Raw genomic sequence first — 26836 nt, forward strand, 5'->3', positions numbered from 1 at the left:
GGCTACTGGGGCGGGCCCTCGGCGAGCCGGACGTCGGCGGCGCGGCGCGTCCCGTCGCCCGGCCCCGTCCACTCCAGGCGGACCGTGTCGCCCGGACGGTGGGCCAGGAGCAGCTCGGTCAGCTCGTCGGGGGAGTCGACCGGACGGCCGCCCAACGCGACGATCACCGCGCCCTCCGGGACCCCGGCGGCCTCGGCGGGCGCGCCGGGGACCACCTCCTCCACCAGCGCGCCGGAGCCGCCCCCGGCCCGGACCCGGACGCCCAGCAGCGGCGTGGGCCCGATGTGCACCGTCGCCGACGCCTCGCCGCGCTCGATCTGGCGGGCGACGGCCAGCGCGTGGCCGGAGGGGATGGCGTAGCCGCGCGCGGCGCCCTGCCGGGCGTCGCCGGAGTCCATCCGGTAGTCGGCCGACGCCGCCGTGTTGACGCCGATGACCTCGCCCGCGGAGTTGAGCAGCGGGCCGCCGGAGTTGCCGGGCCGCAGCGGGGCGTCGGTCTCGATGAGGCCGGTGAGGCGCTCCACGCTGCCGTCGTTGGCGTCGCGGGCCGTCACCACCTGCTCCAGCGCCGTGACCCTGCCGGTCACCACCGACGGGGCGCCGCCCCGGCCGCCCGCGTTGCCCACGGCGGTGACCGGGTCGCCGATCCGCACCCGGGCGGCGTCCCCGAACACGGCGGGCTTCAGCCGCGACGCGCCCTCCAGCTGGAGGACGGCCAGGTCGCCGTTCTTGTCGTAGCCGAGCACGCGGGCCCGGTAGGTGCGGCGGTCGTCGGTGTCGGTGCCGGTGAGGGACGTGGCGCCCTGGATGACGTGGTTGTTGGTCAGCACCAGGCCGGAGGGGGTGACGACGATGCCGGTCCCGGCGCTGCGGGTGCCGCGCAGCGCCTGCTCGCTCTCGATGTTGACCACGCCGGGCCGCCGCCCGCTCGGCTTCGCGGTGCCGGCCGGCGGCGCCGTCGCCGTCGTCGCCGGGGGCGCGGCGCCCCGGTCGTCGCCCAGCAGCGGCCGGAGCAGGACGACGGCGAGCAGGACCAGCAGCGCCGCCGGCACCACCAGGCATCCCGGTGAGCCCGCGCCGTTCCGCTCGGTGGGCTCCGCGTGCATCGTGCCGTCAGGAATCGCGGGTGAAGTAGCGCCGCGGGTTGCCGACCAGCATCTGGTCGATCTGCGCGTCGGTCACGCCCCGCTCCCTCAGCGCCGGGAGGACGTCGTCGGTGATGTGCCGGTAGTTCCAGTTGGGGGCCAGGTCGCGCAGCAGTTCGGGGTCGGGGCCGAACCAGTCCATGTAGCAGGCCGCGTCGTGCGACAGCACCATCCGGTCGGTGTAGCCGCGCTCGCACAGCGCCGCGATCGTGGCGACCCGGTCGGGGGTCGGGTTCAGCAGGTCCAGCCCGAACCGGTCCATCCCGAGGATCGCGCCGGTGTCGGCGAGCTCCATCAGGTAGTCCAGGTCGTTGCTGTCGCCCGCGTGCCCGATCACGACCTTCGACAGGTCCACGCCCTCCTTGCCGAGCAGCTCCACCACGACGCGGCCCGCGTGACTGTCGCTGTGGGTGTGCACGGTGACGGGCGCGCCGGTCTCGCGGTGCGCGGCGGCGACCGCGCGCATGACGCGCTCGACGCCGGGGGTGAGGCCGGGCGCGTCCATCGCGCACTTGAGGAACGCCGCCTTCACGCCCGTGTCGGCGATGCCCTCGGTCAGGTCGCGCACGAAGTTCTCCACCAGCGGGTCCGGCCCGCCCAGCAGCGTGCCCGGCCCCCGGTAGATCAGCTGGAACGGCACGTCGTTGTAGGTGTAGAGCCCGGTCGCGGGGATGATGTTGAGCTCGGGGACCTGCTCGGCGATCCGCCGGACGCGCGGGATGTACCGGCCGAGGCCCCACACGGTCGGGTCGGCGATCGTGGTGATGCCGCGGTCGACGAGCTGGCGCAGCTTGGCGACCGCGTCGGCGACCCGCTCCTCCTCGTCCCACCACGCGCCCGCGCCGTGGTTCTGGATGTGCTCGGTGTCCAGGACGAACACGTGCTCGTGCATGAACGTGCGGCCGAGCGCGGCGACGTCGACGGGGCCGCGGACGGTCTCGACTACGGGCATCGGGGCTCCTCCGTGCTGCCGGTTCCTGCTGCCGGTCCCGTGCATACCGACCGGTCGGTCTCTGGCAAGCTAAGTGCGGTGACACACACCCGTCAATGGGGGAGGAAGCGAAGATGTCGGTCGGTGAGCAGGCGGTGCCGGTCCGGCGGCGGATCCTGGACGCGGCGGTGCGGCTGTTCGCCGAGCGCGGCTTCGACGGCACGTCGGTGCAGGAGGTCGTGGCGGCGGCCGAGGTCACCAAGGGCGCGCTCTACCACTACTTCGACTCCAAGACCGACCTGCTCTACGAGATCTACCACTCGCTGATCACCCGGCAGCTCGCCGACCTGGACCGGGTCCTGGCCGCCGGGCTGCCGCCCGCCGAGACGGTGCGCGCGATCCTCACCGAGCTGATCCGCAGCACCGCCGCGCACGTCGACGAGGCCAAGGTGTTCGGCCAGGAGATGCACAACCTGGACGACGAGCGCCGCCGCGCGGTCCGCGCCGACCGCCGCCGCTACCACGTGGCGTTCCGCGACCTGGTGGAGAACGCCCAGAAGGACGGCGTGTTCGCGGCGGTCGCCTCGGCCGAGACGGTCACGCAGATCGCGCTGGGCATGGTCAACCAGCTACCGCAGTGGTACCGCCCCGACGGCCCGAGGACCGCCGAGGAGATCGCCACGGAGGTCTCGGCCTTCGTCCTGGCGGCCCTGGCCCCGCGCTAGCGGCGGCTCTGGCGGCGCGGCACCACGTCGCCGGACGCCGGGCCGGCCCGCCTCGACCGCCGCCGTGTCCACGGCCCCTCGGCCCGGTGGCTTCGCGACCTTCCGCGGGGTCAGTTCGACGGCGTGTCGGCGGAGTGGCGGGGCGGGACGAGGATGAGGACCGCCGCGGCCGCCAGGGCCGTCGCGGCGATGGTGATCGCCATCGGCAGCGCCGTGCCGTTCCCGCCGATCCCGGCCAGCGGCGCGGCGGCCCCGCCCAGCGCGAACTGGGCCAGCCCCACCAGCGCCGAGGCGCTCCCGGCGACCCGGGGCGGGCGGCCCGACAGCGCCAGCGTCGTGGCGTTGGGCAGCACCAGGCCCTGGCCCGCCACGACCAGGAACAGCGCGGGCAGCACGGCCACCAGGCCGAGGCCGGCCGACACCGCCGCCAGCAGGGCGATCCCGCCGGCCGTGACGGTCGCCAGCCCGGCGCCGAGCAGCCGCCGCAGCCGCACCCGGCCCACCAGCCGCCCGCTGATCTGCCCGGCGGCGATGATGCCGAGGGAGTTGACGGCGAACACGACGCTGAACGCCTGCGGCGACAGGTGGTACAGGTCCTGGAGCACGAACGGGCTGCCGGAGATGTAGGTGAACAGCGCCGCGAACGCCAGCGCCTGCGCCAGCGCGTAGCCCACGAACGCCCGGTCGGCCAGCAGCTCCCGGAACGTTCCCAGCGTCGCGGTGAGCCCGCCGGTCTGCCGCTGCCCGGCCGGCAGCGTCTCGCCCAGCCACAGCAGCGACCCCAGGAACAGCAGCACCCCGATCCCGGCGAGCACCGCGAACACGCCCGTCCAGGGGGTCAGCCGCAGCAGCTGGCCGCCCAGCACGGGCGCGAGGATCGGGGCCAGGCCGTTGACCAGCATCAGCGTCGAGAAGAACTTCGCGGCGGCGGTCCCGTCGTACAGGTCGCGGACGACCGCCCGGGCGATGACGATCCCGGCCGCGCCCGCCGCGCCCTGCACCAGCCGCAGCGCGGCGAACGTCCCGATCGACGGGGCCAGCGCGCACAGCAGCGACGCCACCGTGTAGAGGGCCATCCCGACCAGCAGCGGGCGGCGGCGGCCCAGCCGGTCGCTGAGCGGCCCGGCCACGACCTGGCCGAGGGCCAGGCCCACCACGCTGAAGGTCAAGGTGAGCTGCGCCTGCGCCGCGCCGGTGTGGAAGTCCTGGCTGACCTGCGGCAACGCGGGCAGGTACATGTCGGTCGACAGCGGCGCCATCGCGCTGAGCGCGCCGAGCAGCATCACCAGCCGGATCCGCCGCCCGCGGGAGGCGGGCGGCGGGACGGGGGAGGCGCCGGGCGGGGCGGCGGTGGGGGAGGGGGCCTCGGCCATGGGGGAACTCCTGAACGGGACGGGCGCGCGGTGCGGGGGACGGCTCAGACGATGGCGACGGCCTGCTCGAACGCCAGCCGGGGGTTGCGGGGGAACCAGGCGTCGGGGCCGGGGTGGCCGACGTTGACCACGGCGATCGGGACGAGCGGGGTGCCGTCCAGGAACTCCCGCCGGATCCCCTCGGCGTCGAACCCGGCCATCGGTCCGGCGGCCAGCCCGGCGGCGCGGATCCCGACGATGAGGTAGCCGAGCTGGATGGCGGCGTTGAAGCGGGCCATGGCCTCGCGGCCGGGGTTGGCGGCCATCGCGTCGCGGGCCCCGGCGGCGTGCGGGAAGACGGCCGGCAGGTGCTCGTGGAAGTCGGTGTCGGCGGCCACGACGAACGTCAGCGGCGCGCTCGCGGTCTTGGCCCGGTTGCCCTCGGCCAGGTGCGGGAGCAGGCGCGCGCGGGCCTCGGGGGAGCGGACGGCCACCAGCCGCATCGGCTGGCCGTTCATCGCGGTCGGGCCCCACCTGACCAGCTCGTAGATCGCGCGGACCCGCTCGTCGCCGACCGGCTCGCCGGTGAAGGCGTTAGCGGTCCGGGCCTCGCGGAACAGCAGGTCCTGGGCGTCCGGGTCCAGGTCCAGGGCGCGGGTCGTCTCGGGCGCGGTCGCGGTCATCTCGTCACCTTTCCGACGGAGGGTGCGTTGGTGAAGGTAACGCGATGACGGACCGTTATCTGCCGTGTCAGACAGTGTGATGTGTCACAGTCACCCGAGGGTGAGGGCGACGGTCGCGCCGTTCGGGCCGCTGGAGCCGGGCGCGGGCTGCTGGGCGCGCACCGTGGCCCCGGCGCCGGAGGTCCGCACGGTCAGGCCGAGCGCGGCGGCGCTGGCGCGGGCCTGCGCCTCGCCCAGCCCGACCAGGTACGGCACGGTGACCCGGTCGCCGCCGACGCGGCCCGCCGACACGTACAGCGTGACGGGCGTGCCGCCGGAGACCGACGCCCCGGCCGGGGGATGGCTGCGCAGCACCAGGCCCGGACGCTGCGACGACGGCACCTGGATGATCCCGCCGAGCGGGAAGCGGCGCGCCGCCAGCAGCCCCACGGCCGCCATCGACCCCGTCCCGGCCAGCTGCGGGACGGCCGTCGGCGCGCCGGGGGAGACCGGCCCGTCGCCCACCGGCCGGATCCGCTCGGACGGCTCCGCGCCGCCGTGCCCGGCCCCGCCGGGCCCGCCGACCAGCAGGCTCGCCCCGAGCACCAGGGCCGCGCCCACGCTGGCCCCGCCGCCCAGCAGCAGCATCGCCTTGCGGGACAGCTCAGGCCCCTGGGGCGCCCGCTCGGCCCCCTCCCCGGGGGCCTCGGGCCCCGGCTCCGCCCGCTCGTCGGCCGCCCGCTCGTCGGCGGGCCGCGCGGCCCCGCCCTCCCCGGCGGGTGGTCCGGGGTGCCGGTTCGGGTCGTTCTCGGGCATGTGCCGCCCCCATCTCCAGGCGGGGTCGTACCCCCTCGTGTGGCGTTGGACGCCCGCCACCGGCACGGAGTTCGCACGTGGACGGTCCGGGCATCGTTTTCCGCGTGCCCGGATTCAGAAGGGGAGCCGTTCGGCGGCGGCGATCGACGCGGCGGTCATCGCGGCCGCCGTCACCGCCGCCACCCCCGCCAGCACCGTCCACCGGCCCACCTGGTAGCCCACGGGAACGCGGCCGTCGCCCCGGCCCCGCACCGGCCAGGGCGCGCGCAGCGGCGCGGTGCCCGGCACCTCCGCGCCGGGGTCGGGCGACCGCCCGGCCAGGCCGCGCTCGCCGGACAGCCCGCCCACCCAGCACAGCAGGTCGGCGATCTCGTCGGGGTCGGTGTCCAGGCCCGAGCCGAGGTAGCGGACCCGCCCGGCGACCTGGTCCAGCACGCGGACCATGTTGCCGAGCCCGACCCGCTCCAGCCAGCCGCGCAGGTCGCCGTCGCCGGCCAGGCCCCCGCCGATCCCGGTGCGGACCAGCAGGTCGAGCTTGGTCACGACGACGGCGACGCGTTGCTGGCGGCCCTGGTCGGGGCGGGTGCGCAGCTCGTTCAGCACGCGCTGCAGGGTGTCGGCGGGGTCCTCCTCCGAGGAGCCCGCCGCCTCGGCGAGGGCGCGTTCGGCCGCGGTGAGCGCGTGCCGGACGCGGGGCAGCGCGAACGGGTCCACCACGAACAGCAGCGCCTCGCCGTGGTCGAGGTAGCGCAGCGACTCCACCTCGGTCGCCCCCGTGTAGTGCTCGCCCGCCGGGTCGAACAGGTACAGGATGCGGTGCGAGACCTTCCGGGCGTTCGCGGGCTCGGGCAGCTCCACGTCCAGCATCGTCGCCAGCGGCAGGCCGGGCCCGGTCTTGGCCGCGCGCCCGCCCTCGGCGAACTCGCGGATCTCCTGCGCGTAGGCGTGGGCGTGCCGCTCCTCCACGAACGCCAGCCGCCCGTGGACCGCCCGCGCCCGCGCGTGCAGCGCCCGGATGCCCAGCATCATGAACGTGGTCTTCCCGGCCGCCGGGCCGCCCACGAAGGGCAGCGGCTCCACCCGCACCCGCCCGATGCGGTCCGGCAGCCGCCCCTCGCAGTGCGGGCAGTACGCCGCCAGCCGGAACCGGCCGAGCGGCACCGTCGTCGGCAGCCGCGTCCCGCACCGGCACACGTGCCGGAACGCCCCCGCCGGGCCGGGCGCCAGCCGGGGGTGCCGCGCGCCGCAGCCGGGGCACTCGTACACCGGCAGCCCGATCCGCTCGTAACAGAACGGGTGGGGGCACGTCTGGAGGATCCGGCCGGTGGCCATGAAGACGCGCTCCACGGCGGCGAGCGCCAGCACGCACACCAGCCAGCCCGCCAGCCCGACCGCCGCGACGGCGCCGTACAGCACGGTCAGCGCCGCGCCGAGCGCGGCGGCGGGCACGGCCGCCGCCAGGATCCCCGCGCACAGCGCGGCCCAGACCGGGAACGTGAAGAACCCCCACGGCCCGCCCAGCAGCACCACGGTGATCCTCAGCAGGAGGGCGCGGCCGGTCCGCGCCACCCTCGGCACGACCGTCGCGGTGATCGCCCACCAGTCCCGCCAGACCTGCCCCAGCAGGTAGTGCCGGTAGGACACCTCCGGCTCGGCGACCGGCGAGGGGCCGTGCAGCGTGGCGGGGGCGAGCGTCCGGGCGGCGTGCAGCAGGTACACGCCGACCGCGCCGAGCCCGGCGGCGGCCAGCGTGACGGGGAACAGCACCGGGAACACCAGCCAGAACCCCACCCACATCACGCCGACCCACAGCAGGCCGACGATCAGGGCGACGAGGGGATGCACGGGCTCACCTCCCGTCCATCAGATCGCGCAGCGCGGCCCGCAGCCCGGGGTCGCCGGAGAAGCGGTGCTCCAGCCGCCGCCCGCCGAACCGCCGCCCCACCGCCGCCCGCGCCCACGCGTCCAGGGCCGCGTCGGCGACGCCATGGCCGCGCAGCCGCAGCACGACCTCCAGGAGCTCGACGCGGCCCGCCCGGTCCGGCGGCCCGGCGGCCCAGCGTTCGGCGAGCCGGGTCCGCACCCGCTCGGACGCGGCGGCCAGCACCTCCGCCCGGAACCCCGGGTCCCGGCGCGCGAGCCGCCGCGCCGCCCCGGCGAACGCCTCGTCCCGCAACCGCCGCGAGGCGCCCGCCGTGAAGGCGATCGCGCCCAGCGCCCGCGCCGCGTCCTCGGGCGCTTCGGCCCGCGCCAGAGCCGCGCAGGCCCGGACGACGTCGGCGTCCCGCGCGGCGGTCCCGTCGGGCAGCAGCGCCCGGACGCGTTCGGCCAGCCGCAGCGCGTCGGCCCCGGTCAGGCGCTCCCCCTCGGGCACCGCGAGCCGGGTGAACGCCCGCGACGGCAGCACCGCCAGCGCGGGATGCCCCCGGAACCGATCGACATGATCCTCCATCAGCTCCAGGCACTCGCCGGGCGACGGCGGCACCGCCCAGACCTCCCGGAGCACCGGGTCGAGGTCGGAGGGGAACACCCGCAGCCCGAGCATCCGCCCGGTCACCGCGACCCGCCGCTCCCGGTACCGCCGCCCCACCGACCCCAGCACCGCCAACGCCACCAGGGGGACGGCGCACAGCGGTTCGGGATCGCCGTACAACACATCACAAACGTCATCGGTGAGCACCCCCCGGCGCGTTTCCTCACCGGCCTCCCCGAGCCCCCGCAGCACCCCGTCCACGACGGCCCCGCGCATCGCGTCCGGGCACACCTCCAACGCCGCCACGACGTCGGCGCCGCGCACCCGCGCCGCCACAGCGGCCGTCACCTCCGCCGGATCGACGGGCACCCCGACCCGATCCGCCACCGCGACGATCCAGGCGACCTCGGCCACCCCGGAAGCGGCCCCGAGCGCCGCCCCCACCACCGCCGCGACCTCCACCCCCACCCCGGCGGGCAGAGCACACCGAGGCAACCGCGCCAAGACGTCTCCAGGCGCCGGGAGCCCGGCTGATGATCCCGCGCACGCGTCGGCGGGCCGCGCCGCTCCCTGCGCGCCGCCGGGCGTCCGGGGGGCGGATGCCCGCGCTGAGGGGGATCGGGTGGTCAGGGCCAGGGCGGTCGCGCGGGCGGCGCACTGGGCGGCCACGTCCGCCGCGTCCGCGGCGCGGGCCCGGTCGTGGACCGCCACCGCCAGGTCGAAGCCCATCGACGGCACGCCGGGGACCAGGTCCCGCCACACCCAGTCGGGGATCGCGGTGCCGTGGCGGGCCAGCAGCGCGGCCGCGGCCGCCTCCTCGTCCGGGGGGATTCCGGTCTCGCCCCGGCACAGGGCCAGCAGGGCGGCGGCCCGGTCCAGGGCCGCCGGCTCCAGCGTCGCCAGCTCCGCCAGGGCGTCCAGGCCGGGCAGGTCCGCCTCCCGCCAGAACGCGGCGACCATGCGCGCGAAGCGGCTCGGCTCGCCGCCGGGGACGGGCCCGTCCAGGACGAAGGCGTGCCCGGCGGGGCGGCGGGCCGCCGCCCACACGTCCGGCGTGGTGCCCACCAGGCGCTGCCCGGCGCCCTCCGGGTCGGCGCTGTAGGTCACGAACGACATCCGCGCCGTCGCCGCGACCGGCAGCGAGTACGACAGCACCGCGATCCACCGGGCGACGTCCGCCACGTCGCGAGCCACCAGCACGACCCGGCCGTGGCCGCGGTCCAGCACGTCGGTGACCGCGTCCACCAGGCGGGCCAGCAGGGCGTGGGCGTGGGGGACGCCCGCCAGCCACCCGGCGAGCGCGTCGGGCGCGACCCCGGCGTCCGGGACCAGGTCCTCCAGCGCCGGGAGGTCGGGATCCCCGGAGGGCTCCTCGGCCCACAGCGGCGCCTCCCACAGCTCGGCGGGCCGCAGGCCCTCCAGCTCGTCCGGGTCGGCCACCACCGCGTGGGCGAAGAAGTTCCCGTACCGACCCGAGTAGTCGCGCCCCAGGTAGCGGCACCGCAGCAGCAGCGGGCGCCCCTCCACCACGTCGTACAGCAGCGCCACCGGGAACCGTTCCAGCTCCGCCGCGTCCGGCGACAGCGGCGCGTCCGGCGGCGGCCGGTACGACAGGTACGGCGTCACCCTCGCCCGCACCCCGTCGGGCAGGCCCGGCGTCTCGGCCACGAACTGGAAGCCCGCCCGCCCGGTCGGGCCGCGCCGCGCGGAGGTGTAGTGGAGCTGCCAGGCCACGCGGTCACCTCCCCCGGACGCCGTCGAGCATCCCGAACCGGTACAGCAGCCACAGCAGCGGATCCTCGGCCCGGTGCGGGCGCACCCCGCCCGCGCCGACCCGGTCGCCCTCGGGCCGCCCGCCGAGCGCCGACAGCCCGAACAGCGCGTAGTCGGCGTACCGCTGCCCCAGATAGGTGTCGAGCTGCCCGGCCTGCCACTCGTGCAGCAGCGCCCGGACCTGCTCGTGCACCGCGTCCCGGTCGTCGAGGTCCAGCACCCCGGTCCCGGACCGGCCGCGGTGCAGCGCCGACTGCCGCAGCAGCGACGGGCGCAGCAGGTCGACCTTGGTGAGGGCGACCGCGACCGGCACCGGCAGCCGCTCGTTCGGACGGGAGCCGTGCCGCTGCCGCAGCGCCTCGGTGACCCGCGCGATGATGTCGATCGGCTCGCTGTCGGGCTCGGCGACCGGGGCGTCGCCGAGCACCGGCCGCGCGCCGGGCAGCTGGAGCGGGTCGACCAGGAAGATGATCGCGTCGGCGGCCTCCAGGTACCGCAGGTGCAGGTCGCGGACCTCCCGGCTGCGCAGGTCCTCCCCGGCGGTGTCGAACAGCACCAGCGCCAGGGAGTCGGTGCGCTCGCGCGCGAACCGCGTGCGGCGGCTGCGCGTGAGCAGGTAGACCAGGGGTTCGCGGGGCGCGGTCGCGGCGCTGGCGGTGGTCGGCAGCAGCCGCCGCTCCTCCAGCAGGGGCCGGGCGAAGTCGCGCCTGTACCGCTCGATCGTGCGGTCGTCGCACGCCACCAGCGAGGCGTCCAGCTCCGTCCCGACGCGGTTCATCAGCTCGTGCAGCAGCACCGCGATGTAGGTGCTCTTGCCCGCGTTCTTCGCCCCGACCAGCGCGACGATCCGGCCCGGCGAGTCGCAGTACGCGGACGGCAGCGGGTTGTGGCACTCGGGGCAGACGCGGCTGCCGGTGGGCTGGCCGCAGTGCGGGCAGCCGGCGCGGCCCTCGGCGCGGCGGCGGCCGGGCGCGGGGAACACCGGCGGCAGCGACGCGCCCGCCGTCGAGCCGGTGTAGGCGGCCAGCCGCTCGTCCAGCACGGGCGCGCAGCCCGCGCGGCGGCCCGCCCGCCCCCGGCAGCGGAACGGGATCCGCGCGGGGGCCAGCTCGGCGAAGCAGTACGGGCAGGTGATCTCCGCCCGTGGGGACAGGCTCACCCGAGACGGCAGGGACACCGGTTCCTCCCGGGGATCATCGGCCGATCCGCAGCCGGCGGATCGGGGGGTCGCCGAGTTCGACGCCCTCATCATCGGCGAAACAGCGCAGCCAGCACGGCCCCGACACGGCGGGGAACGGGACCGACAGCTCGCCCGGCACCGGAACGTCCTCCCACGTCCCCACCGTCTCGCCGTCGCCGGGCCGGTGCGGCATCACCCGACCCGCCCGCAGCACCAGGTGGAGCCGCGCGATCCGCAGCGCCCGCGCGCAGGTCAGCCGGACCGTCAGCGTCCTGCGCCACGGCGGCCCCGACCGCTCCAGGTCGTAGCGCACGACGGCGCGGGCGGCCAGCTCGGTGGTGACCGGCGGGCCGGTGACGCGCGTCCCGGCGGCCGTCCCGGACGCGGCGACGGCGATCTCGACCGGCTCGTCCTCGGGGACGTCCAGCCGCACCCCGCCCTGGGTCTCGTAGGCGGCGCGGCTGACCAGCAGCCGTTCCGGCGCGCCGGAGTCCAGCCGCCCCGGCTCGACCCGGCCGCTCTCCGCCAGGTGGGCCTCGATGCGGCCGGTGGCGATGCGGTCGGCGCCGATCCGGTAGGACACCTCCACCTCGGTCACGTCCGGCGGCCAGTCGAACCCGAGGTGGACCCGCTCGCCCCGGCGGTCGGCGACCAGGCGGCGCGGCGGCGGCAGGTTCACGTGCCGGTGGTGGGCGCCGATCGCGGCGGTGTCCTCGGCGACGGTCACCGCCAGCAGCCACCCGCCGGCGCCCGGCCGGACGGTCAGCCCGCCCTCGACGGGCGTCGCGGCCAGCCGGCGGCCCTCCCGCCGCACCTCCGCGACCGGCACCAGCGCGCTGCGCGGCCACGGCGGCGCCTCCTCGGTGAGCACCAGCTCGACCGTGCCGTGCGCGGGCGGGTCGAACCGCACCAGCAGCAGCCCCGGATCGGCCGGGTCGGGCACGGCCGCCAGCTCGTACACCGGGTCGGGCGGCGCGGTCGGCGTCACCGACGCCCCCACCCCCGCGGTGACGGCCTCCCCGCCGTCCTCCTCCAGGTAGACGGCGCGGATCCGGTAGTGGTGGGTGACGCCGTTGGGGACGCGCTCCTGGAACCCCTCGCGGCCGGTCGCCACCACCCGGCCCTCGCGCAGCACCACGACCCGGGCGGCCTCCGGCGGGCAGCGCCACCGCCCGGTCACCACCCCGTCGCCGGGCGCCAGCTCTACCTCGCGGACCTCGGGCCGCACCACCAGCGGACCCGCCACCGCGGGAGGGGCGGCGGCCTCGCCCCGGATCGCGACCACGCCGTAGTACAGCGGGACGTTCACCGGCGGCCGGTCGTCGCGCAGACCGGAGGAGTGCCGCCCGGGGACCGGGTCGCCGTCGGCCGGGCCGCGCGGCGGGCGCCCGGCCCGCCGCACCACGTGGTAGATCACCTCACCGGCCGTGGACGGCGACTCCTCCCACGACAGCCGCACCGAACGCTCGCCGCCGCCCACGTCCACGTCGGCGCGCAGCGACGGCACGGGCAGGGGCGGCAGCCGCCGCTGGTGCTCGGCGGCCCCCGGCAGGTCCCGCACCAGCCGCAGCGCGTCGGCCAGCAGCCGCCACGCCCGGTCCGGGTCGGGCTCGGCGACCGCCGCCTCCCGCAGCCTCGACGCCGTCGCGACCCGCCGCCGCGCCTCGGTGGCCAGCACGGCGGCCTCCTCCGGCAGCTCGGTCCCGCTCTCCTGGGCGGCGTTGGCCAGCTCGGCGGCGGCGTGCACCTCGCCTCCGTCCAGCAGGGCCCGCAGCCGCCCGGCCACGCCCCCGCCGGGCGCGCCCTCCCGCAGCACCGCGAACACCAGGCGGCGCGCGTCGTCCTCCTCGACCCCGAGGTCCTCGGTGGCGTGCCGCAGCAGCGCCCGTTCCGAGGCGCGCTGCCGCAGCCGCTCGCGCAGCCGCTCCACGATGTCGTAACGGACCAGGTCGGCCGGGTCGGGGCCCGAACGCAGCGCCGCCAGCACCGTGTCGGCGTGCGTGGTGCTGGTGTCGCGGCTGCGCCGCGCCCACCGCGACGCCGCGTTGAACACCGCGCTGGAGTCCAGCACCACCCCGCGCGCCGCGAACCCGTCCAGCACCCGCATCGGCCCGGCCAGCCGCGCCCCGAACAGGAAGTCCGCCAGGTGCCGCCGCCCGAGCACCTCCAGCGACTCGCGGACCTTCCCGAACGCCTGGTACGGCGCGGACGCGGGCAGCGGGTCCGGCTCGCGGACCTCGATCCGGTCCCGCCGGGCCAGCTCCTCCAGCTCGGCGCGGGCCACGCCCGCCGTCCGCGCGATGTCCTCGACCTCGGCGGGCGTCACCATCCGCAGCAGCCCCGCCGCGTCGGCGAGCCGGGCGCGGGCCGCGCTCCGCCGCCGCCGGGCGCGTTCCCGGCCGCCGCGCAGCCGCTCCTCCAGCGGCCCGAGGTCGCCGCGCTCGGCGGCGGCGAACAGCGGCGCCAGCTCGCGGTGCTCGGCCTCCAGCCGGTCCACCAGCCGCCGGTACTTCAGCTGCCCGCGCGAGCGCCGCCAGCACTGCCGCACCTGCTTGACCCGCGCGGTCACCCGGTCGGGCGTCAGCGGGTCCTCCAGCGCGTACCGCAGCCGCAGGTCCTCGGGCGGCTGGTCCCCGGCGGCCCGCGCCGGTTCCAGCACGCCCCGCTGGTAGTCGGAGTCGAAGCCGCCGGAGGTCAACGCCCCGCCTCCGGCCGCGCCTCCGCACGGCTACGGCCAGGGTCTGTTCCGAAACGGCCCCGGCCACGGCGCGAGTGCGTGACCTGACCGGTGGGGCGACGCCGGAGGCGAGCCCCACCGGGAAGATCGCGAAGCGATGTCGCACTCGCCAGGGCACGGTCACGACGCGAGCCGCCAGGCGAGTGTCGTGGGCCGGGGCCTTGAAACACCGTCAGCTCACCTGGACGCGGGACAGGGCCTTGCGGGATCTCTCGACCTCCTCCTCCGACATGCCGCCGACGTCGACCTTCAGCTCCAGCCGCTCGCCGGTCTCCTTCTCCACGGCCGTCACGTTCAGCAGCCCGGAGGCGTCCAGCGCGAACGTCACCCCGATCGGCCAGCCCGCCTTCTTGCCCGGCGGGACGCGGATCTCACCGCGCGCGATCTCGGTGTTGTCGACCGGCTCGGGCGACTCGACGCTGCCGGCCTGCTCCATCACGCGCACGTCGGCGATCGCCTGGTCGTCGTGCAGGGTGTAGAAGTCCTCGGTCCTGGCGGCGGGGAGCTCGTCGTTGGCGTGCACCAGGTGCGCGACGCTCTCGGCGCCGGTCTCGCGGTCCACCACCACGATCCCGAACGCGTGCGAGGCGACCGTGCGGATGCGCCGCCCGGCGATCTGCTCCTCCTGCTCGGCCGACAGACCCGCCCGGCTCGCCATCTCGCGGGCCCGGTCCACCGCGCCCTCGCGCACCAGCCGCCGGTAGGTCTCCTCGAACGCGTACAGCGCCGCGCCCTTGGCGACCGCGAGGTCCGGGTCCTGGAGCCGGGGCCGCAGCCCGAGCTCGGTCTCCAGCCGCGCCGCGACCACCGGCATCTTGGTGGACCCGCCGACCAGCACCAGGTCGTCGTAGTCGTGGACGCCCTTGTCGGCGGCGGTCGCCAGGGTCCGCCCGGTGATCTCGATCGTGCGGTCCAGCAGGTCGCGGGTCAGCTCCTCCAGCCTCTCCCGCGTCACCTCGATCGCGGCGGTCCGCCCGGCGTGCACGACCCGGACGGTGTGCGCGGTGCGGACGGTCAGCGCCTTCTTGGCGTCCTCGGCGTCGCGCCGCAGCTGCTGCTCGGTCGCCCGGTCGTCGAGCGGGTCCCCGGCGTCGGGGTGCTCGGCGCGGAACCGCTCGGCCAGGTACTCCACCAGCCGCGCGTCCCAGTCGGCGCCGCCCAGCTCGTGGTCGCCGTCGGTGCAGACCACCTCGATGTGCCCGCCGCGCAGCGCGATCACGGTGGTGTCGAACGTGCCGCCGCCCAGGTCGTAGACCAGGATCGTGCGGTCGGTCTCGGGGTTGAGCACCCCGTAGGTGATGGCGGCGGCGATCGGCTCGGACACGATGTCGATCACGTTGAGCCCGGCGATGCGGCCCGCCTTGCGGGTGGCGTCCCGCTCGGCCGCGCCGAAGTACGCCGGGACGGTGACCACGACGTCGCGGGTCTCCTCGCCGGTGGTGGTGCGCGCGTCGGTGGCCAGCTTCAGCAGGATGAACGCCGACAGCTCCTCGGGGGTGTAGTCGAACCCGTGGATGGTCCGGCTCACCTCCCGGCCCATGTCCCGTTTGATCAGGCTGACCACGTGGTCGGGCTCCAGCACGGCGGTGTCCTTGGCGGTCTGGCCCACCACCACGTTCTCGGAGCTCTCGAAGTACACCACCGACGGGGTGGTGTCGGTGCCCTCCAGGTTGCGCAGTACCGCGGGGCGTCCCACATCGTCGATGGAGGCAATGCAGGAGTAGGTGGTTCCCAGGTCGATCCCGTAGACAGCCATGTCCCTCTCACCCGTCGGCGTCGGTGGTCCTCGTCGCGTCTGTCATCGCGTGTTCATGGTCTCGCTCCGGCCGCCGTCGCGCAGGCGACTCGGCCGAGCCGGGGCGCCCGCGTCCGGGGGCAGCCGCGCCACCCGCACGGCGGCCTTGCGCACCACGCGGCCGTCGCGTTCGAAGCCGTCCGACAGCACGGCGGTCACGGTGTCGTCGGAGGTGGGGTCGGGGGCCGGGTCCACCCCGGCGGGGCGGTGCCGGGCCGGGTCGTAGGGGTCGCCGGGCTCGACGGTGAAGCGCTCCACCCCGACGCGCGCCAGGGCGTCGGCGACGTCGTCGGCGAGGGCGCCCAGCAGCCGGACGGCCTGGACGGGGTCGGGCGGCGCGGCGGCCCAGTCCCCGGCGGCGCGCCGCGTCTGGTCGTGCAGCCGGAACAGCGCGGCGCGCAGCGGCTCCAACGCGGCCTGGAGCTCGTCGCGGCGCAGCCGCTGGTTCTCCTCGTGCAGCCGGTCGATGACCTTCTCGCGGTGCGCGGCGCGCTCGTGCTCGCGCCGCAGCTGCTCGGTCAGCGCGGCGAGCGCGGCGGCGACGCCGGCCCCGTCCGGGGACCCGCCGGACGCGGGGGGTTCGCCGGACGCGGGGGACGCGGGGGATTCGGGGGATTCGGGCGCGGCGGGACCGGGCATGTTGGGATCGGGCTCGGACTCCACCTGGGCCTCCGCGCTGACTGGGCGATCCCGGTCGCTCGACACGTGCAGTTACCTTAACGGCCCGCAGGTGCCGGGGGTAGGTCTGGCGTTGACCTTCCGTTGGGTGTGTCGTGACGGTGACGCCCGGTTCTTCTCGGCGGCGACACGGACGGGTAACACGTCCGAAACGTCGCTGCCGGACGCTGGTGCGGACGTCGCGCGTGGCGCGGGGGACACTGGAGGTGACGATGTTGTTGCGGATTCGCGTTCGGCTGCCGGACCGGCCCGGCTCGCTGGGGAGTGTGGCGCGCACCCTCGGCGCGGCGGGCGCGGACGTGGTGCAGATGAACGTCCTGGAACGCGACAACGGCCGTGCGCTGGACGACTTCACGGTCTCCTGGCCGTCGGGGGCGGGGATCGACCGGCTCGTCGACGGGCTCGGCGCGGTGCCCGGCGTGGACATCGTCGGCGTCTGGCCGACCGTCGAGCCGCAGGGGGCCTTTCCGGACGCCGCGCTGATCGGGCAGCTGGCCTCCGCCCCCGCGCGCGGCGCGGTCACCCTGACCGACGCGGTGCCCGCGCTGCTCAGCGCGGACTGGGCGGCGCTGGCCGAAACCGGTCCCGGCGGGGCGCGGATCGCCCACGCCAGCCTGGGGGGACTGCCGGACACGGCGCTGCCGGACCTGGAGCCGGTGCGCGACCGCGCGTTCACCGCCGCCGACGGCACCCAGTACGCCCTGACGCCGATGTCGCCGGGCGGAACGGCGCCGGACCTGGCGCTGCTGGTCGCCCGGACCGGCGCGCCGCCGTTCCACCGGACCGAGGTGTTCCGGCTCGCGCAACTGGTCAGCGCGGCACAGGCGGTACTCCGGGGGACATCGATCACGGATCTGGTGCGGACTTCTTAAAAGGTGGGAAACCGGAGAGAGGGCTCAGGCGTCTACTGTGGTGGACACGGTTCCCGGGTGCGGCGGCGCGGTCGCATCCGGGAACCGTGTCCCCGTTCGGGGGGCGGATCTTCCGCCCGGCCCGGCCGCGACCTAGAGTCCGAGGGCAGGACCGTCTTCCCGGAGGTCGCGATGGCCGAGCTGCTCCGTCCCTACGCCGAGTCCCGCCCCGACGAGCCCGCCCTCACCGACGAGCACGGCGTCACCACCTGGCGCGACCTGGATACCCGCACCGACCGGCTCGCCAACGCGCTGCGCGGTCTCGGCCTGGCCACCGGCGACGCCGTCGCGATCCACGCGGGCAACCGCCGCGAGTACTTCGAGCTGATGTGCGCCGCCGGGCACGTCGGGCTGCGCTACGTGATGGTCAACTGGCACTGGACCGCCGACGAGCTGCGCTACGTGCTCACCGACTCGGGGGCGCGGGCGCTGTTCTCCGAGGACGCGTTCGGCGACGTCGCGCGGGCGGCGTCCGAGGGGCTGGAGCTGGCCGCCCGGGTCGCGGTCGGCGGGCCGGTCGAGGGGTTCGCCGACTACGAGGCGTTCCTGGCCTCCGGCGGCGACGGCGAGCCCGCCGGCCAGGTCATGGGCTTCCCGATGTTCTACACCTCCGGCACCACGGGCCGTCCCAAGGGCGTGAGCCGCAAGCTGCTGGGCGCCGGGCTGCCGCTGGACATGGTGCGGCTGGTCGGGCAGACGTTCGCCGAGACGCTGCTGATCCCCGATCCGGGCCGGTCGCTGCTGGTCGGCCCGGTCTACCACTCGGCGCAGTGGCTGTTCTCGCAACTGCTGTTGCTGATGGGGCGGCCGGTGGTGATGCGGCGGTCGTTCGACCCGGCCGAGACGCTGCGGCTGATCGACGAGCACCGGATCACCAACGTGCACCTGGTGCCCACCCAGTTCGTGCGGCTGCTGCGGCTGGACGAACGGCGGCGCGCCGCGTTCGACGGCTCCAGCCTGCGGGCCGTCTGGCACGGGGCCGCGCCCTGCCCGCCCGCCGTGAAGCGCCAGATGATCGACTGGCTCGGCCCGGTCGTCCACGAGTACTACGGCTCCACCGAGGCGTCGGTGAACACCGTGATCACCGCGGCGGAGTGGCTGGACAAGCCCGGCAGCGTGGGCCGCCCGCTGCCGCTCACCGAGCTGCACGTGCTGCGCGAGGACGGCACCTCCGCGGCGCCGGGGGAGCGGGGCCAGCTCTGGTTCCGCTACACCAGCGGCGACGACATGGAGTACTGGGGCGACCCCGCCAAGACCGCGGCGGCGCACCGCGCGGACGGGCTGTTCACCACCGGCGACATCGGCTACCTGGACGAGGACGGCTACCTGTACCTGGCCGACCGCGCCATCGACATGATCATCAGCGGCGGGGTCAACATCTACCCGGCCGAGGTCGAGGGCGTGCTGATCACCCATCCGGCGGTGCGGGACGTGGCGGTGTTCGGCATCCCCGACGAGGAGTTCGGCGAGCAGGTGAAGGCCGTCGTCGAGCCGTCGGACGAGGCGGTGCCCTCCGCCGGCCTGGCCGAGGAGCTGATCGCGCACTGCCGGGCCTCCCTGGCGGGCTACAAGGCCCCGAAGACGGTCGACTTCGTCCCCGAGCTGCCCCGCACCCCCACCGGGAAGCTCTACAAGCGGCTGCTGCGCGACCCGTACTGGAAGGACCGCGAGGCCAAGATCTAGTCCGGGGCCCGGCGGAGCAGGCCGAGGACGGCGTCCAGGTCGGCCGGGCCCGCGTCGGAGCCGAGGCCCCGCGCCACCGTCGCGGCGGCCGCCGTCCCCCAGCGGGCCGCCTCGGGCAGGTCGCGGTGGCGCAGCAGGGCGGTGACGAAGCCCGCGCAGTAGGCGTCGCCGCATCCGGTGGTGTCCACGACGTCCACCTCCAGCGCCGGGACGTGCCGCTCCCCGGCGCCGGTCACCAGCAGGCTGCCGTCGCCGCCGAGCGTGACCACCACGGCCTTCGGGCCCTCGGCCAGCAGCGCGCGGGCGGCGGCCCCGGGGCCGGCCTCGCCGGTCATCAGGCGCGCCTGCTCCTCGTTGGGCAGCAGGTAGTCCACGTGCGGCAGGAACGACCGGGCCGCCACGACCAGCTCGGGCATGGTCGACAGCAGGTCCATGGTGACGAACGCGCCGTTCGCGCGCGCCGCCTCCAGCGCCGCGAACAGCGCCGGGTCGTTCAGCCCGAACGCCACGTCCGGCCCGCCCAGGTGGATCGCCGCGGCGGCCTGGAGCAGGCCGGGGTCGACGGCGCCCGCGGTGAGGGTGAGGTTCGCGCCGGGCGCGTGGAACGAGGGCCGCCCGCCGTCGGGCCGGATCGGCAGGATCGACGCGGCGGTCTGCTCGGCGGTGCGCCGGACCAGCCCGGACACGTCCACCCCGTGCCGTGTCATGATCGTCACCAGCAGGTCGCCGAGGTCGTCGTCGCCGATCGCGCCGACCGACACCACGTCGTTGCCGAGCCTGGCGAGCGCCACGGCGGTGCCCGCGGCGGCCCCGGCGGCGGTGACCCGGATCTGGTCCACGACCACCGTGTCCTGCCCGCTCGGGAGGGTCTGGACGGGGCGGGCGAGGACGTCGAGGATGTGCGCGCCCAGGGTGACGACGGCCATGGCACAGCTCCGGTGTGGGGGGACCGAGGGCGATAGCGTACGCCTTCGGGCCGTCGAACGTGAGGGTGGTTCACATGTTGTTGGAGGAGGAGCGGGCGGCGCTGTGCGACGTCGGCCGCCGCCTGGCCGGGACGGGCCTCGTCACGGGCGCGTCGGGCAACGTCAGCGTCCGCGCCGGCGACCTGGTCGCGGTCACGCCGGGCGGGATGATGCTCGACCGGATGACCCCCGCGGACTGCCCGGTGGTGGACGTCGAGGGGTACCTCGTCGAGGGGGAGCGCGCCCCGTCCTCGGAGACCCCGATGCACCTGGCGCTGTACGCCGAGACCGACGCGGCGGCCGTCGTGCACACCCACTCCACCTACGGAACGGTCGTCGCCACGACCATGACCGAGCTGCCGCCGATCCACTACAACACCCTGCTGCTGGGCGGCGTGGTGCGGGTCGCCGAGTACGCCACCTACGGCACCCCCGAGCTGGCCGCCCACGTGCGCGCGGCGATGGAGGGCGGCCGGAGGGCGGCGCTGATGGCCAACCACGGCGGCGTCACCATCGGCCGCGACCTGGAGGAGGCCTACGAGAACGCCCGGCTGCTGGAGTGGCTGTGCGGCGTGTACGTGCGCGCCAGGGCGGTCGGCGAGCCGCGCGTGCTCACCGACGAGCAGCTCGCGCGGGTGGCGGACCGGATGCTGGAGCCCCCGGCCCGGCCCCGCCGTGTAACCTAGCGCTTGCTAGGTTAACGGAAAGGGTGCCGATGTCCTTCGTCCTGCTCGACCAGCCCCGCCCGCACGTCACGCTCGTCACGCTGAACCGCCCCGAACGCATGAACGCGATGGCGTTCGACGTCATGGTCCCGTTCCGCGAGGCCCTGGAGGAGATCGGACGCGACAACGGCACCCGCGTCGTGGTCGTCACCGGCGCGGGACGCGGCTTCTGCTCGGGCGCGGACCTGGAGTCGCCCGGCCGGGTCCCCGGTGTCGACGGCCTGACCGTCCCCACGATCGCGCTGCGCTCGATGGAGCTGCTCGACGACGTCATCCGCGCCCTGCGCCGCCTGCACCAGCCCGTGATCGGCGCGGTCAACGGCCCGGCCATCGGCGGCGGCCTGTGCCTGGCGCTGGCCACCGACATCCGCCTGGCCTCCGACACCGCCCTGTTCCGCGCCGCCGGGATCAACAACGGCCTCACCGCCGGCGAGCTCGGCCTGTCCTACCTGCTGCCGCGCGCGATCGGCGCGTCCCGCGCGTTCGAGATCATGCTGTCGGGCCGCGACGTGGACGCCGCCGAGGCCGAGCGCGTCGGCCTGGTCTCCCGCACCGTCCCCGGCGACAAGCTGCTCGACACCGCCTACGAGCTGGCCGAGCGCATCGCCGCGTTCAGCCGCCCCGGCGTGGAGCTGACCAAGCGGATGCTGTGGTCGGGCCTGGACGCCGCGAGCCTGGAGTCCCACATGGGCCACGAGGGCCTCGGCCAGCTCTTCGTCCGCCTCACCACCCGCAACTTCGAGGAGGCGGTCCAGGCCCGCAGGGAGGGGCGGCCCCCCGAGTTCCGCGACTGAGACGATGGCCGCATGCCCAGACTTCACGCCGACGACGCGCGACGGAGGCTGGCCGCCGCCCCCGTCGCGCGGCTGGCGACCGTGGACGAGCGCGGCCGACCCCACCTGGTGCCGGTGACGTTCGCGGTCGACCACGGCACCGTCTACACCGCCGTGGACCACAAGCCCAAGACCGGCCGGGACCTGCGGCGCCTGGCCAACGTCCGCGCCAACCCGCACGTGACGCTGCTGGTCGACCACTACGAGGACGACTGGGACCGCCTGTGGTGGGTCCGCGTGGACGGCCACGCGCACGTCGTGGACGACCCGGCCGCGATGCGGGGCCCCCTGGACCTGCTCGCCGCCCGCTACCGGCAGTACCGCGAGCGCCCGCCGCGGGGCCCGGTCGTCGCGATCGTGATCGACGGCTGGACCGGCTGGGAGTCAGTCCCAGGCCGTGCCGACACGCCCTAGGCGGTCGGCGTACTCGATCCGGTCGGCCCACTCCGGCGGCCAGGCGTCCATGCCCAGGCGCGCCCCGGCGAACGCGCCCGCCAGGCAGGCGATCGAGTCGGAGTCCCCCGAGCTGGCCGCCCCGCGCCGGATCGCGCCCACCGCGTCGTCGGGGAAGTACAGGAAGCACAGCAGCCCCGTCGCGAACGCCTCCTCGGCGACCCACCCGCCCCCGGTCAGCTCGCACGGGTCGATCTCCCGCCGGGGCCGGGCCAGCGCGGCGTCGAGCCGGTCCAGCACGGCCAGGCACTCGTCCCAGCCGCGCGCGATGAACGTCTCCGGGGCGTCCATCCCGGGCCGCTGCCACAGGTCGCCCAGCCAGCGCGCGTGGTAGACGGCGCGCTGGGAGCGGCAGCGGTCCCGCAGCGCGGCGGGCAGCCCGCCGGGTTCCATGCCCTCCCGCAGCCACCACACCGCGAACGCCGTCAGCTCGCTGGCCGCCAGCGCCGTGGGGTGCCCGTGCGTCATCGCCGCCTGGAGCTGCGCCGCCCCGGCCCGCTGCTCGTCGGTCAGGCCCGGCGCGAGCCCGACCGGCGTGACCCGCATGTTCGCGCCGCACCCCTTGGAACCCGCCTGCGTCGCCCGCGCCCAGGGGACGCCGGCGGCCAGGCCCTCGACGGCCCGCAGGCACGTCGCGCCCGGGGCCCGGTTGTTGTCGGGGCTGCGCAGCCAGTCCACGAACCGCCGCCGCCACATCGGCGTGACCAGGTCGGGGGTGAACGGCGGGTTCGCCAGCGCGTCGAGCAGCGCCTCGGCGACCGCCAGCGCCATCTGCGTGTCGTCGGTGACCAGCGCCGGGGTCCGCTCCGGCTCGCGGGGACCGCCGGCCCCGTACCGCCGGTGGATCTGCTTCATGGTCAGGAACTCGGTGGGCGCGCCCAGCGCGTCCCCGTACGCCAGCCCGTAGATCGATCCGCTGGCCCGTCGCGTCACCGTCATAGGCGAATTGTCGCGGATATCGGTTATGTAGTGATCTCATCTGGACAGGGGTTGCGTGATCCGGGGTGGTGGCGTTACCTGGGATTCTCCCCGCGCCCACCCCGGCCAGGACGAGAGGTGCGCATGGTTTCGGTTCCGGGTCTCGCGCGGGCCGCGTCGCCGACGCTGGAGCAGGTCGTGCGGGAACGGGGCCCGCTGCGCGGCGCCGACCTGGAGGCGCTGGCGCTGGCGGTGGCCCGGACCCTGACCGGCCTGCACGGCGCGGACGCCGCGCACGGGAACCTCACCCCCGCGACGGTGCTGCTGACACCGGTCGGGCCGCGCGTGCACGCCCCCGCCCCCCGGGAGGGGCGGGACCCGGCCGACGACATGCTCGCCTGGGGGCGGCTGGTGGTGTTCGCGGCCACCGGGGACACCGGCGCCGCCCCGCCGCCCGGCATGATCGACCGGCCGCTGCGCGACCTGGTCGAACGGGCCCTGGACCCCGACGCGCGGGCGCGTCCCACGGCGCTGCACGTGTTCGCGACGCTGCTGGAGGACCGGGCGGGGTCGGCCCGCCGCGCGCGCCCCGGACCGCTGCTGGCGGGTGGGGCCGGTGTGACCGTCGTGGCGGCCGTGGTCGCCGGGGCGGTGCTGGCGGGACGGCCGGACGGCGCTCCCGCCCCTCCGTTGGAGCGCTCCCAGGCGCCGGCCGCCGCGACGGCCCTGCTCTCCGACGCGTTCGACGACACCCGCTCCGGCTGGCCGCGCGACGGGGACGGCCGCTACCGCGACGGCCGCTACACCGGCCGCGTCAGCGCGGCCCACCAGGCCGTCTGGCTCTGGCGGTCCCAGCCGGTCATGCCGCGCCGGGTGCTGGTGTCGGCCACCGTGCGCGTCACGGCGGGCGCGGCCGGGGTCTTCTGCCTGGGGCAGCGGCTCGGCGACCGGGGGCGGCCCAGCCTCTACGAGCTGCTGGTGGGGCCCGGCGGCGTCACCCTCGCCCACCGCCGCGACGGCGTGGCCGAGCCCCTGGTCCGCGGCGGGGCCGCGCTGACCGGCGAGCACCGGCTGCGGGCCCTGTGCGAGGTGACCGACGCCGGGGCGACGCGGCTGGCGCTGTGGGTGGACGGGGTGAAGCGCGCCGACCGCACCGAGCCCACCCGCCCGGCGTTCGCCGGCGGCTCCGGCATGGTCGGGCTGGCCGTCGCCCGGACCGGCCCCGGCGCCGCCGAGGCGACGTTCGACGACTTCGCGGCGGGGGAGCACCGGTGACCGCCACCTCGCGCACGCTCCCGCCGACCCGGCCGCTGACCGCCGACGACCCCGGCCGGCTGGGCCCCTACCGGCTGGTGGGGCGGCTCGGCCGGGGCGGCATGGGCATCGTCTACCTGGCCGAGGACGGGGCGGGCCGCCCGGTCGCCCTCAAGGTGATCGACCCGGACCTGGCGGGCGACGAGGCGTTCCGCGTCCGCTTCCACCGGGAGGTCGCCGCCGCCCGCCGCGTCCGCCGGTTCTGCACCGCGCCGGTGCTGGACGCCCGCCTGGACGCCGAGCCGCTGTTCGTCGTCACCGAGTACGTGCCCGGCCCCACCCTGGACCGGGCGGTCCGCGAGCAGGGCCCGCTGCGCGGCGCGGACCTGGAGGACCTGGCGATCGGCATCGCGACGGCGCTGGTCGGCATCCACGGCGCGGGCGTGGTGCACCGCGACCTCAAACCCGGCAACGTGCTGCTGTCCCCGGTCGGCCCCCGCGTGATCGACTTCGGCATCGCCCGCGCCCGCCGCACCGACGACACGGTCACCGTCCCGGGCGAGGTGGTGGGCACGCCCGCCTACCTGCCCCCCGAGGTCGTGCGGTACGAGCGGGCGACGGCGGCGGCCGACGTGTTCGCCTGGGGGTGCGTGGTGGCGTTCGCGGCGACGGGCCGGTCCCCGTTCGCCGGGGACACCCTGTCGGAGATCATCCACCGCATCGTCCACGAGACGCCGGAGCTGGACATCCCCGGCGCCCGCCTGCGCGGCCTGGTCGCCCGCGCCCTGGCCAAGGACCCCGCCGCCCGCCCGACCGCCCGCCGGATCCTCACCGAGCTGACCTCCCAGTCCGAGGCCGACCCCGCGGAGGTCTCCCGCGCCCTGGAGTCCCGCTGGTCCCGCGACCACGACGCCTCCGAGCCCACCTACGCCCCGCCGCGCCGCCGCGTGCCCGCCGCCGCGACCGCGCTGACCGTCGCGGCGATCCTGGCGGCGGGGACGTTCCGGCCGGGCGGGGAGCCGAACGCGGCGTTCCTGCCGCCGCCCGCCCCGGCCGCCCGGCCCGCGGCCCCGGCCCCGCCGGACCCGCCCCCGGTGATCCGGAGCTTCGTGATCCCGACGCAGACGTTCGACACCCGCGCCGCCGCCGGCCCCTACACCCGCGTCGCGGCCGGCGCCCTCCACGTGACCAGCGGGGACACGGGCGTCGTCGTCGTGGACCCGGTGCGGGCCGCGGCCGTGCCGCGCCGCGTGCTGGTGACGGCGAGCGTGGCGTTCGAGAGCCGCGCGGCCGACGGCGAGGCGGGCGTCTACTGCCTGGGCCGCGGGAACGGCCGGGCCGTCGACTTCTACGGGTTCACCGTCACGCCGGACGGCTCGGCCCGCCTGTCCCGCCACGTCGGCGAACGCGTCTCGGTCCTCGCCCAGGCCGCGCCCGAGAAACCCCGCGCGACCTCGCTGGTGCAGGCCCTGTGCGACGCCGGCGGCGGCGACCTGCGCCTGGTCCTGTGGGTGAACGGCGTCCGGCGCCTGGAGTACCGGGACCGGCGGGAGCGGCCGTTCGGCTCCGGCACGGGGGCGGTGGGCCTGACCACCTCCGCCGACCCGCACCGCGGGGTCCCGACGAAGGCGGCGTTCGACGACTTCTCGGCCGCGACCGTCTGACCGTTCAGGGGCCGATCCCCAGCAGCGCGGCCAGCCGCCGGCGGTGGTCGGCGGGCGGGCCGAACATCTCCTGCGACGCCCTGGCCCGCTTGAAGTACAGATGCGCGTCGTGCTCCCAGGTGAACCCGATCCCCCCGTGCATCTGCACGGTCTCGGCCGCGACGTGGAAGTAGGCGTCCGAGCAGTACGCCTTGGCCAGCGCCGCCGCCACCGGAAGCTCCGCCGGGTCCTGGTCGGCCACCGACGCCGCCTGGAGCACCGCCGACCGCGCCGACTCGACCCGCACGAACATGTCCGCGCACCGGTGCTTGATCGCCTGGAAGCTCCCGATCGGCCGCCCGAACTGCCGGCGCACCTTCACGTACTCGACGGTCATCTCCAGCGCCCGCTGGGCCCCGCCGAGCTGCTCGGCGGCCAGCCCGACCAGCCCCACGTCCAGCGCGCGCCGCGCGTCCCCGCCCGCCACGCGCCGCGCCGCGACCCCGGAGAACCCCAGCCGCGCGAGCCGCCGGGTCTGGTCCACGGTGGGCAGCACGGCCCGCGTCAGCCCCCCGGCGCGCCCCTCCACCGCGAACAGCCCGAGCTCTCCCGCCGCGCGCGCCACCACGAGCACCACGTCGGCGACATGCCCGTCGAGCACCAGCGTCTTGACCCCGTCCAGCACCCACCCGTCCCCGTCGCGGACGGCCTCCATGGCGACGTCGTCCAGGTCCCAGCCGCGCCCCTCGACCCAGGCCAGCGTGGCGATGCGCTCGCCGGAGGCGATCCCCGGCAGCCACTCGCGCCGCAACGCCTCGTCCCCCGACGACAGCAGCGCCTCCGCGCCCATCACCGTGGCCAGGTAGGGCGCGCACACCAGCGCCCGCCCCATCTCCTCGAACACCACGGCCAGCTCCCGCACCCCGAACCCGGCCCCGCCGTACTCCTCGGGGACCGCGAGCCCCTGCAACCCGAGCTGCCCGCCCATCCGCGCCCAGACCTCGGGCTCGTACCCGGCCTCGCCCTCCATGAGCCGCCGCACCTCGGCGCCGGGCGACTTCTCGGCGAAGAACCGCCGCAACGTCCCCCGCAGCTCCTGCTGCTCCTCGGTGGCCACGAGCCCCACGACAACCCCCAACCTGACGCTTGCTTGGTAAGAGGCATTGTGCCGCACCTGCCACCCC

General features: G+C 76.4%; 22 protein-coding genes. 8 read left to right on the forward strand and 14 right to left on the reverse strand.

The window, feature by feature from the left end; all coding sequences use genetic code 11:
• Nucleotides 1–2 precede the first annotated feature (2 nt).
• Together HNR61_RS37540 and HNR61_RS37545 are read right to left on the reverse strand one after the other, a co-directional pair.
• Complete coding sequence (locus HNR61_RS37540; protein ID WP_182847880.1) at nt 3–1106, reverse strand: S1C family serine protease; 1104 nt, start codon at nt 1104–1106, stop codon at nt 3–5.
• A 7-nt stretch (nt 1107–1113) separates the two neighbouring features.
• Nucleotides 1114–2097, reverse strand: a complete 984-nt coding sequence (locus tag HNR61_RS37545) for a phosphotriesterase family protein (RefSeq protein WP_182847881.1) — start codon at nt 2095–2097, stop codon at nt 1114–1116.
• Nucleotides 2098–2210: 113 nt separating this feature from the next.
• Here HNR61_RS37545 and HNR61_RS37550 point away from each other — a divergent pair, with 113 nt between their 5' ends.
• Nucleotides 2211–2801 carry a TetR/AcrR family transcriptional regulator gene (locus HNR61_RS37550; RefSeq protein ID WP_182847882.1) on the forward strand — a complete coding sequence of 197 codons (591 nt, stop codon included), beginning with the start codon at nt 2211–2213 and terminating at the stop codon, nt 2799–2801.
• Nucleotides 2802–2911: 110 nt separating this feature from the next.
• Here the strand turns inward: HNR61_RS37550 and HNR61_RS37555 are convergent, their stop codons facing one another.
• From HNR61_RS37555 to HNR61_RS37595, 9 genes are all read right to left on the reverse strand, one after another.
• On the reverse strand, nt 2912–4174 hold the full coding sequence (locus HNR61_RS37555; RefSeq protein ID WP_182847883.1) for a multidrug effflux MFS transporter: 1263 nt from the start codon (nt 4172–4174) through the stop codon (nt 2912–2914).
• Nucleotides 4175–4218: 44 nt separating this feature from the next.
• Nucleotides 4219–4836 (reverse strand): malonic semialdehyde reductase, encoded by a 618-nt coding sequence (locus tag HNR61_RS37560; RefSeq protein WP_182847884.1) that lies wholly within the window; start codon nt 4834–4836, stop codon nt 4219–4221.
• A gap of 90 nt (nt 4837–4926) precedes the next feature.
• Nucleotides 4927–5631, reverse strand: a complete 705-nt coding sequence (locus tag HNR61_RS37565) for a PASTA domain-containing protein (RefSeq protein ID WP_182847885.1) — start codon at nt 5629–5631, stop codon at nt 4927–4929.
• 114 nt (nt 5632–5745) lie between these two features.
• A complete protein-coding gene (locus HNR61_RS37570; RefSeq protein WP_182847886.1) occupies nt 5746–7476 on the reverse strand; it encodes a TRAFAC clade GTPase domain-containing protein in 1731 nt (576 codons plus the stop codon).
• 4 nt (nt 7477–7480) lie between these two features.
• Nucleotides 7481–9838, reverse strand: a complete 2358-nt coding sequence (locus HNR61_RS37575) for a GAP1-N2 domain-containing protein (RefSeq protein WP_182847887.1) — start codon at nt 9836–9838, stop codon at nt 7481–7483.
• A 4-nt stretch (nt 9839–9842) separates the two neighbouring features.
• Nucleotides 9843–11054 (reverse strand): TRAFAC clade GTPase domain-containing protein, encoded by a 1212-nt coding sequence (locus tag HNR61_RS37580; protein WP_312898294.1) that lies wholly within the window; start codon nt 11052–11054, stop codon nt 9843–9845.
• A 16-nt stretch (nt 11055–11070) separates the two neighbouring features.
• The gene (locus HNR61_RS37585) at nt 11071–13755 is read right to left on the reverse strand and encodes a SaeA-related protein (RefSeq protein ID WP_182847888.1); all 2685 of its coding nucleotides are present in this window, start codon (nt 13753–13755) and stop codon (nt 11071–11073) included.
• Nucleotides 13756–13966: 211 nt separating this feature from the next.
• Complete coding sequence (locus tag HNR61_RS49600; RefSeq protein WP_182847889.1) at nt 13967–15550, reverse strand: Hsp70 family protein; 1584 nt, start codon at nt 15548–15550, stop codon at nt 13967–13969.
• Nucleotides 15551–15592: 42 nt separating this feature from the next.
• On the reverse strand, nt 15593–16252 hold the full coding sequence (locus HNR61_RS37595) for a nucleotide exchange factor GrpE (RefSeq protein ID WP_312898295.1): 660 nt from the start codon (nt 16250–16252) through the stop codon (nt 15593–15595).
• Nucleotides 16253–16479: 227 nt separating this feature from the next.
• On the opposite strand from HNR61_RS37595, the gene HNR61_RS37600 reads away from it, so the two are divergent.
• Both HNR61_RS37600 and HNR61_RS37605 read left to right on the forward strand, forming a co-directional pair.
• Nucleotides 16480–17139 carry an ACT domain-containing protein gene (locus HNR61_RS37600; protein ID WP_182847890.1) on the forward strand — a complete coding sequence of 220 codons (660 nt, stop codon included), beginning with the start codon at nt 16480–16482 and terminating at the stop codon, nt 17137–17139.
• A 171-nt stretch (nt 17140–17310) separates the two neighbouring features.
• Nucleotides 17311–18861 carry an AMP-binding protein gene (locus HNR61_RS37605; protein WP_182847891.1) on the forward strand — a complete coding sequence of 517 codons (1551 nt, stop codon included), beginning with the start codon at nt 17311–17313 and terminating at the stop codon, nt 18859–18861.
• Here the strand turns inward: HNR61_RS37605 and HNR61_RS37610 are convergent.
• A complete protein-coding gene (locus tag HNR61_RS37610; protein WP_182847892.1) occupies nt 18858–19787 on the reverse strand; it encodes a carbohydrate kinase family protein in 930 nt (309 codons plus the stop codon). The genes HNR61_RS37605 and HNR61_RS37610 overlap by 4 nt on opposite strands.
• A 74-nt stretch (nt 19788–19861) precedes the next feature.
• On the opposite strand from HNR61_RS37610, the gene HNR61_RS37615 reads away from it, so the two are divergent.
• The 3 genes from HNR61_RS37615 to HNR61_RS37625 are packed head-to-tail and all read left to right on the forward strand — an operon-like array spanning nt 19862 to nt 21798.
• Nucleotides 19862–20512 (forward strand): class II aldolase/adducin family protein, encoded by a 651-nt coding sequence (locus HNR61_RS37615; RefSeq protein WP_182847893.1) that lies wholly within the window; start codon nt 19862–19864, stop codon nt 20510–20512.
• Nucleotides 20513–20541: 29 nt separating this feature from the next.
• Entirely contained in the window at nt 20542–21345 is an 804-nt protein-coding gene (locus HNR61_RS37620; RefSeq protein ID WP_182847894.1) for an enoyl-CoA hydratase, read from the forward strand.
• A gap of 12 nt (nt 21346–21357) precedes the next feature.
• Entirely contained in the window at nt 21358–21798 is a 441-nt protein-coding gene (locus tag HNR61_RS37625) for a TIGR03668 family PPOX class F420-dependent oxidoreductase (RefSeq protein ID WP_182847895.1), read from the forward strand.
• Here the strand turns inward: HNR61_RS37625 and HNR61_RS37630 are convergent.
• Nucleotides 21769–22776, reverse strand: coding sequence for an ADP-ribosylglycohydrolase family protein (locus HNR61_RS37630; RefSeq protein ID WP_182847896.1), 1008 nt, complete (start codon nt 22774–22776; stop codon nt 21769–21771). The genes HNR61_RS37625 and HNR61_RS37630 overlap by 30 nt on opposite strands.
• Nucleotides 22777–22893: 117 nt before the next feature.
• Here HNR61_RS37630 and HNR61_RS37635 point away from each other — a divergent pair, with 117 nt between their 5' ends.
• On the forward strand, nt 22894–24030 hold the full coding sequence (locus HNR61_RS37635; RefSeq protein ID WP_182847897.1) for a serine/threonine-protein kinase: 1137 nt from the start codon (nt 22894–22896) through the stop codon (nt 24028–24030).
• Complete coding sequence (locus tag HNR61_RS47035; protein WP_312898296.1) at nt 24027–25673, forward strand: serine/threonine-protein kinase; 1647 nt, start codon at nt 24027–24029, stop codon at nt 25671–25673. Before HNR61_RS37635 ends, HNR61_RS47035 begins: the two co-directional genes overlap by 4 nt.
• A gap of 4 nt (nt 25674–25677) precedes the next feature.
• Here the strand turns inward: HNR61_RS47035 and HNR61_RS37645 are convergent, their stop codons facing one another.
• Nucleotides 25678–26778: an acyl-CoA dehydrogenase family protein gene (locus HNR61_RS37645; RefSeq protein ID WP_312898297.1), complete on the reverse strand. Its 1101-nt coding sequence runs from the start codon at nt 26776–26778 to the stop codon at nt 25678–25680.
• Nucleotides 26779–26836 lie beyond the last annotated feature (58 nt).

This window comes from Actinomadura kijaniata (assembly GCF_014138665.1).
In the GTDB taxonomy this organism is placed as follows: Bacteria; Actinomycetota; Actinomycetes; order Streptosporangiales; family Streptosporangiaceae; genus Spirillospora; species Spirillospora kijaniata.

Bases quoted from the DNA above. Each gene is read 5' to 3' on its own strand.
- HNR61_RS37540 (WP_182847880.1), bottom strand. From the start codon at position 1,106: ATGCACGCGGAGCCCACCGAGCGGAACGGCGCGGGCTCACCGGGATGC.
- HNR61_RS37545 (WP_182847881.1), bottom strand. From the start codon at position 2,097: ATGCCCGTAGTCGAGACCGTCCGCGGCCCCGTCGACGTCGCCGCGCTC.
- HNR61_RS37550 (WP_182847882.1), top strand. From the start codon at position 2,211: ATGTCGGTCGGTGAGCAGGCGGTGCCGGTCCGGCGGCGGATCCTGGAC.
- HNR61_RS37555 (WP_182847883.1), bottom strand. From the start codon at position 4,174: ATGGCCGAGGCCCCCTCCCCCACCGCCGCCCCGCCCGGCGCCTCCCCC.
- HNR61_RS37560 (WP_182847884.1), bottom strand. From the start codon at position 4,836: ATGACCGCGACCGCGCCCGAGACGACCCGCGCCCTGGACCTGGACCCG.
- HNR61_RS37565 (WP_182847885.1), bottom strand. From the start codon at position 5,631: ATGCCCGAGAACGACCCGAACCGGCACCCCGGACCACCCGCCGGGGAG.
- HNR61_RS49600 (WP_182847889.1), bottom strand. From the start codon at position 15,550: ATGGCTGTCTACGGGATCGACCTGGGAACCACCTACTCCTGCATTGCC.
- HNR61_RS37600 (WP_182847890.1), top strand. From the start codon at position 16,480: ATGTTGTTGCGGATTCGCGTTCGGCTGCCGGACCGGCCCGGCTCGCTG.
- HNR61_RS37605 (WP_182847891.1), top strand. From the start codon at position 17,311: ATGGCCGAGCTGCTCCGTCCCTACGCCGAGTCCCGCCCCGACGAGCCC.
- HNR61_RS37610 (WP_182847892.1), bottom strand. From the start codon at position 19,787: ATGGCCGTCGTCACCCTGGGCGCGCACATCCTCGACGTCCTCGCCCGC.
- HNR61_RS37615 (WP_182847893.1), top strand. From the start codon at position 19,862: ATGTTGTTGGAGGAGGAGCGGGCGGCGCTGTGCGACGTCGGCCGCCGC.
- HNR61_RS37620 (WP_182847894.1), top strand. From the start codon at position 20,542: ATGTCCTTCGTCCTGCTCGACCAGCCCCGCCCGCACGTCACGCTCGTC.
- HNR61_RS37625 (WP_182847895.1), top strand. From the start codon at position 21,358: ATGCCCAGACTTCACGCCGACGACGCGCGACGGAGGCTGGCCGCCGCC.
- HNR61_RS37630 (WP_182847896.1), bottom strand. From the start codon at position 22,776: ATGACGGTGACGCGACGGGCCAGCGGATCGATCTACGGGCTGGCGTAC.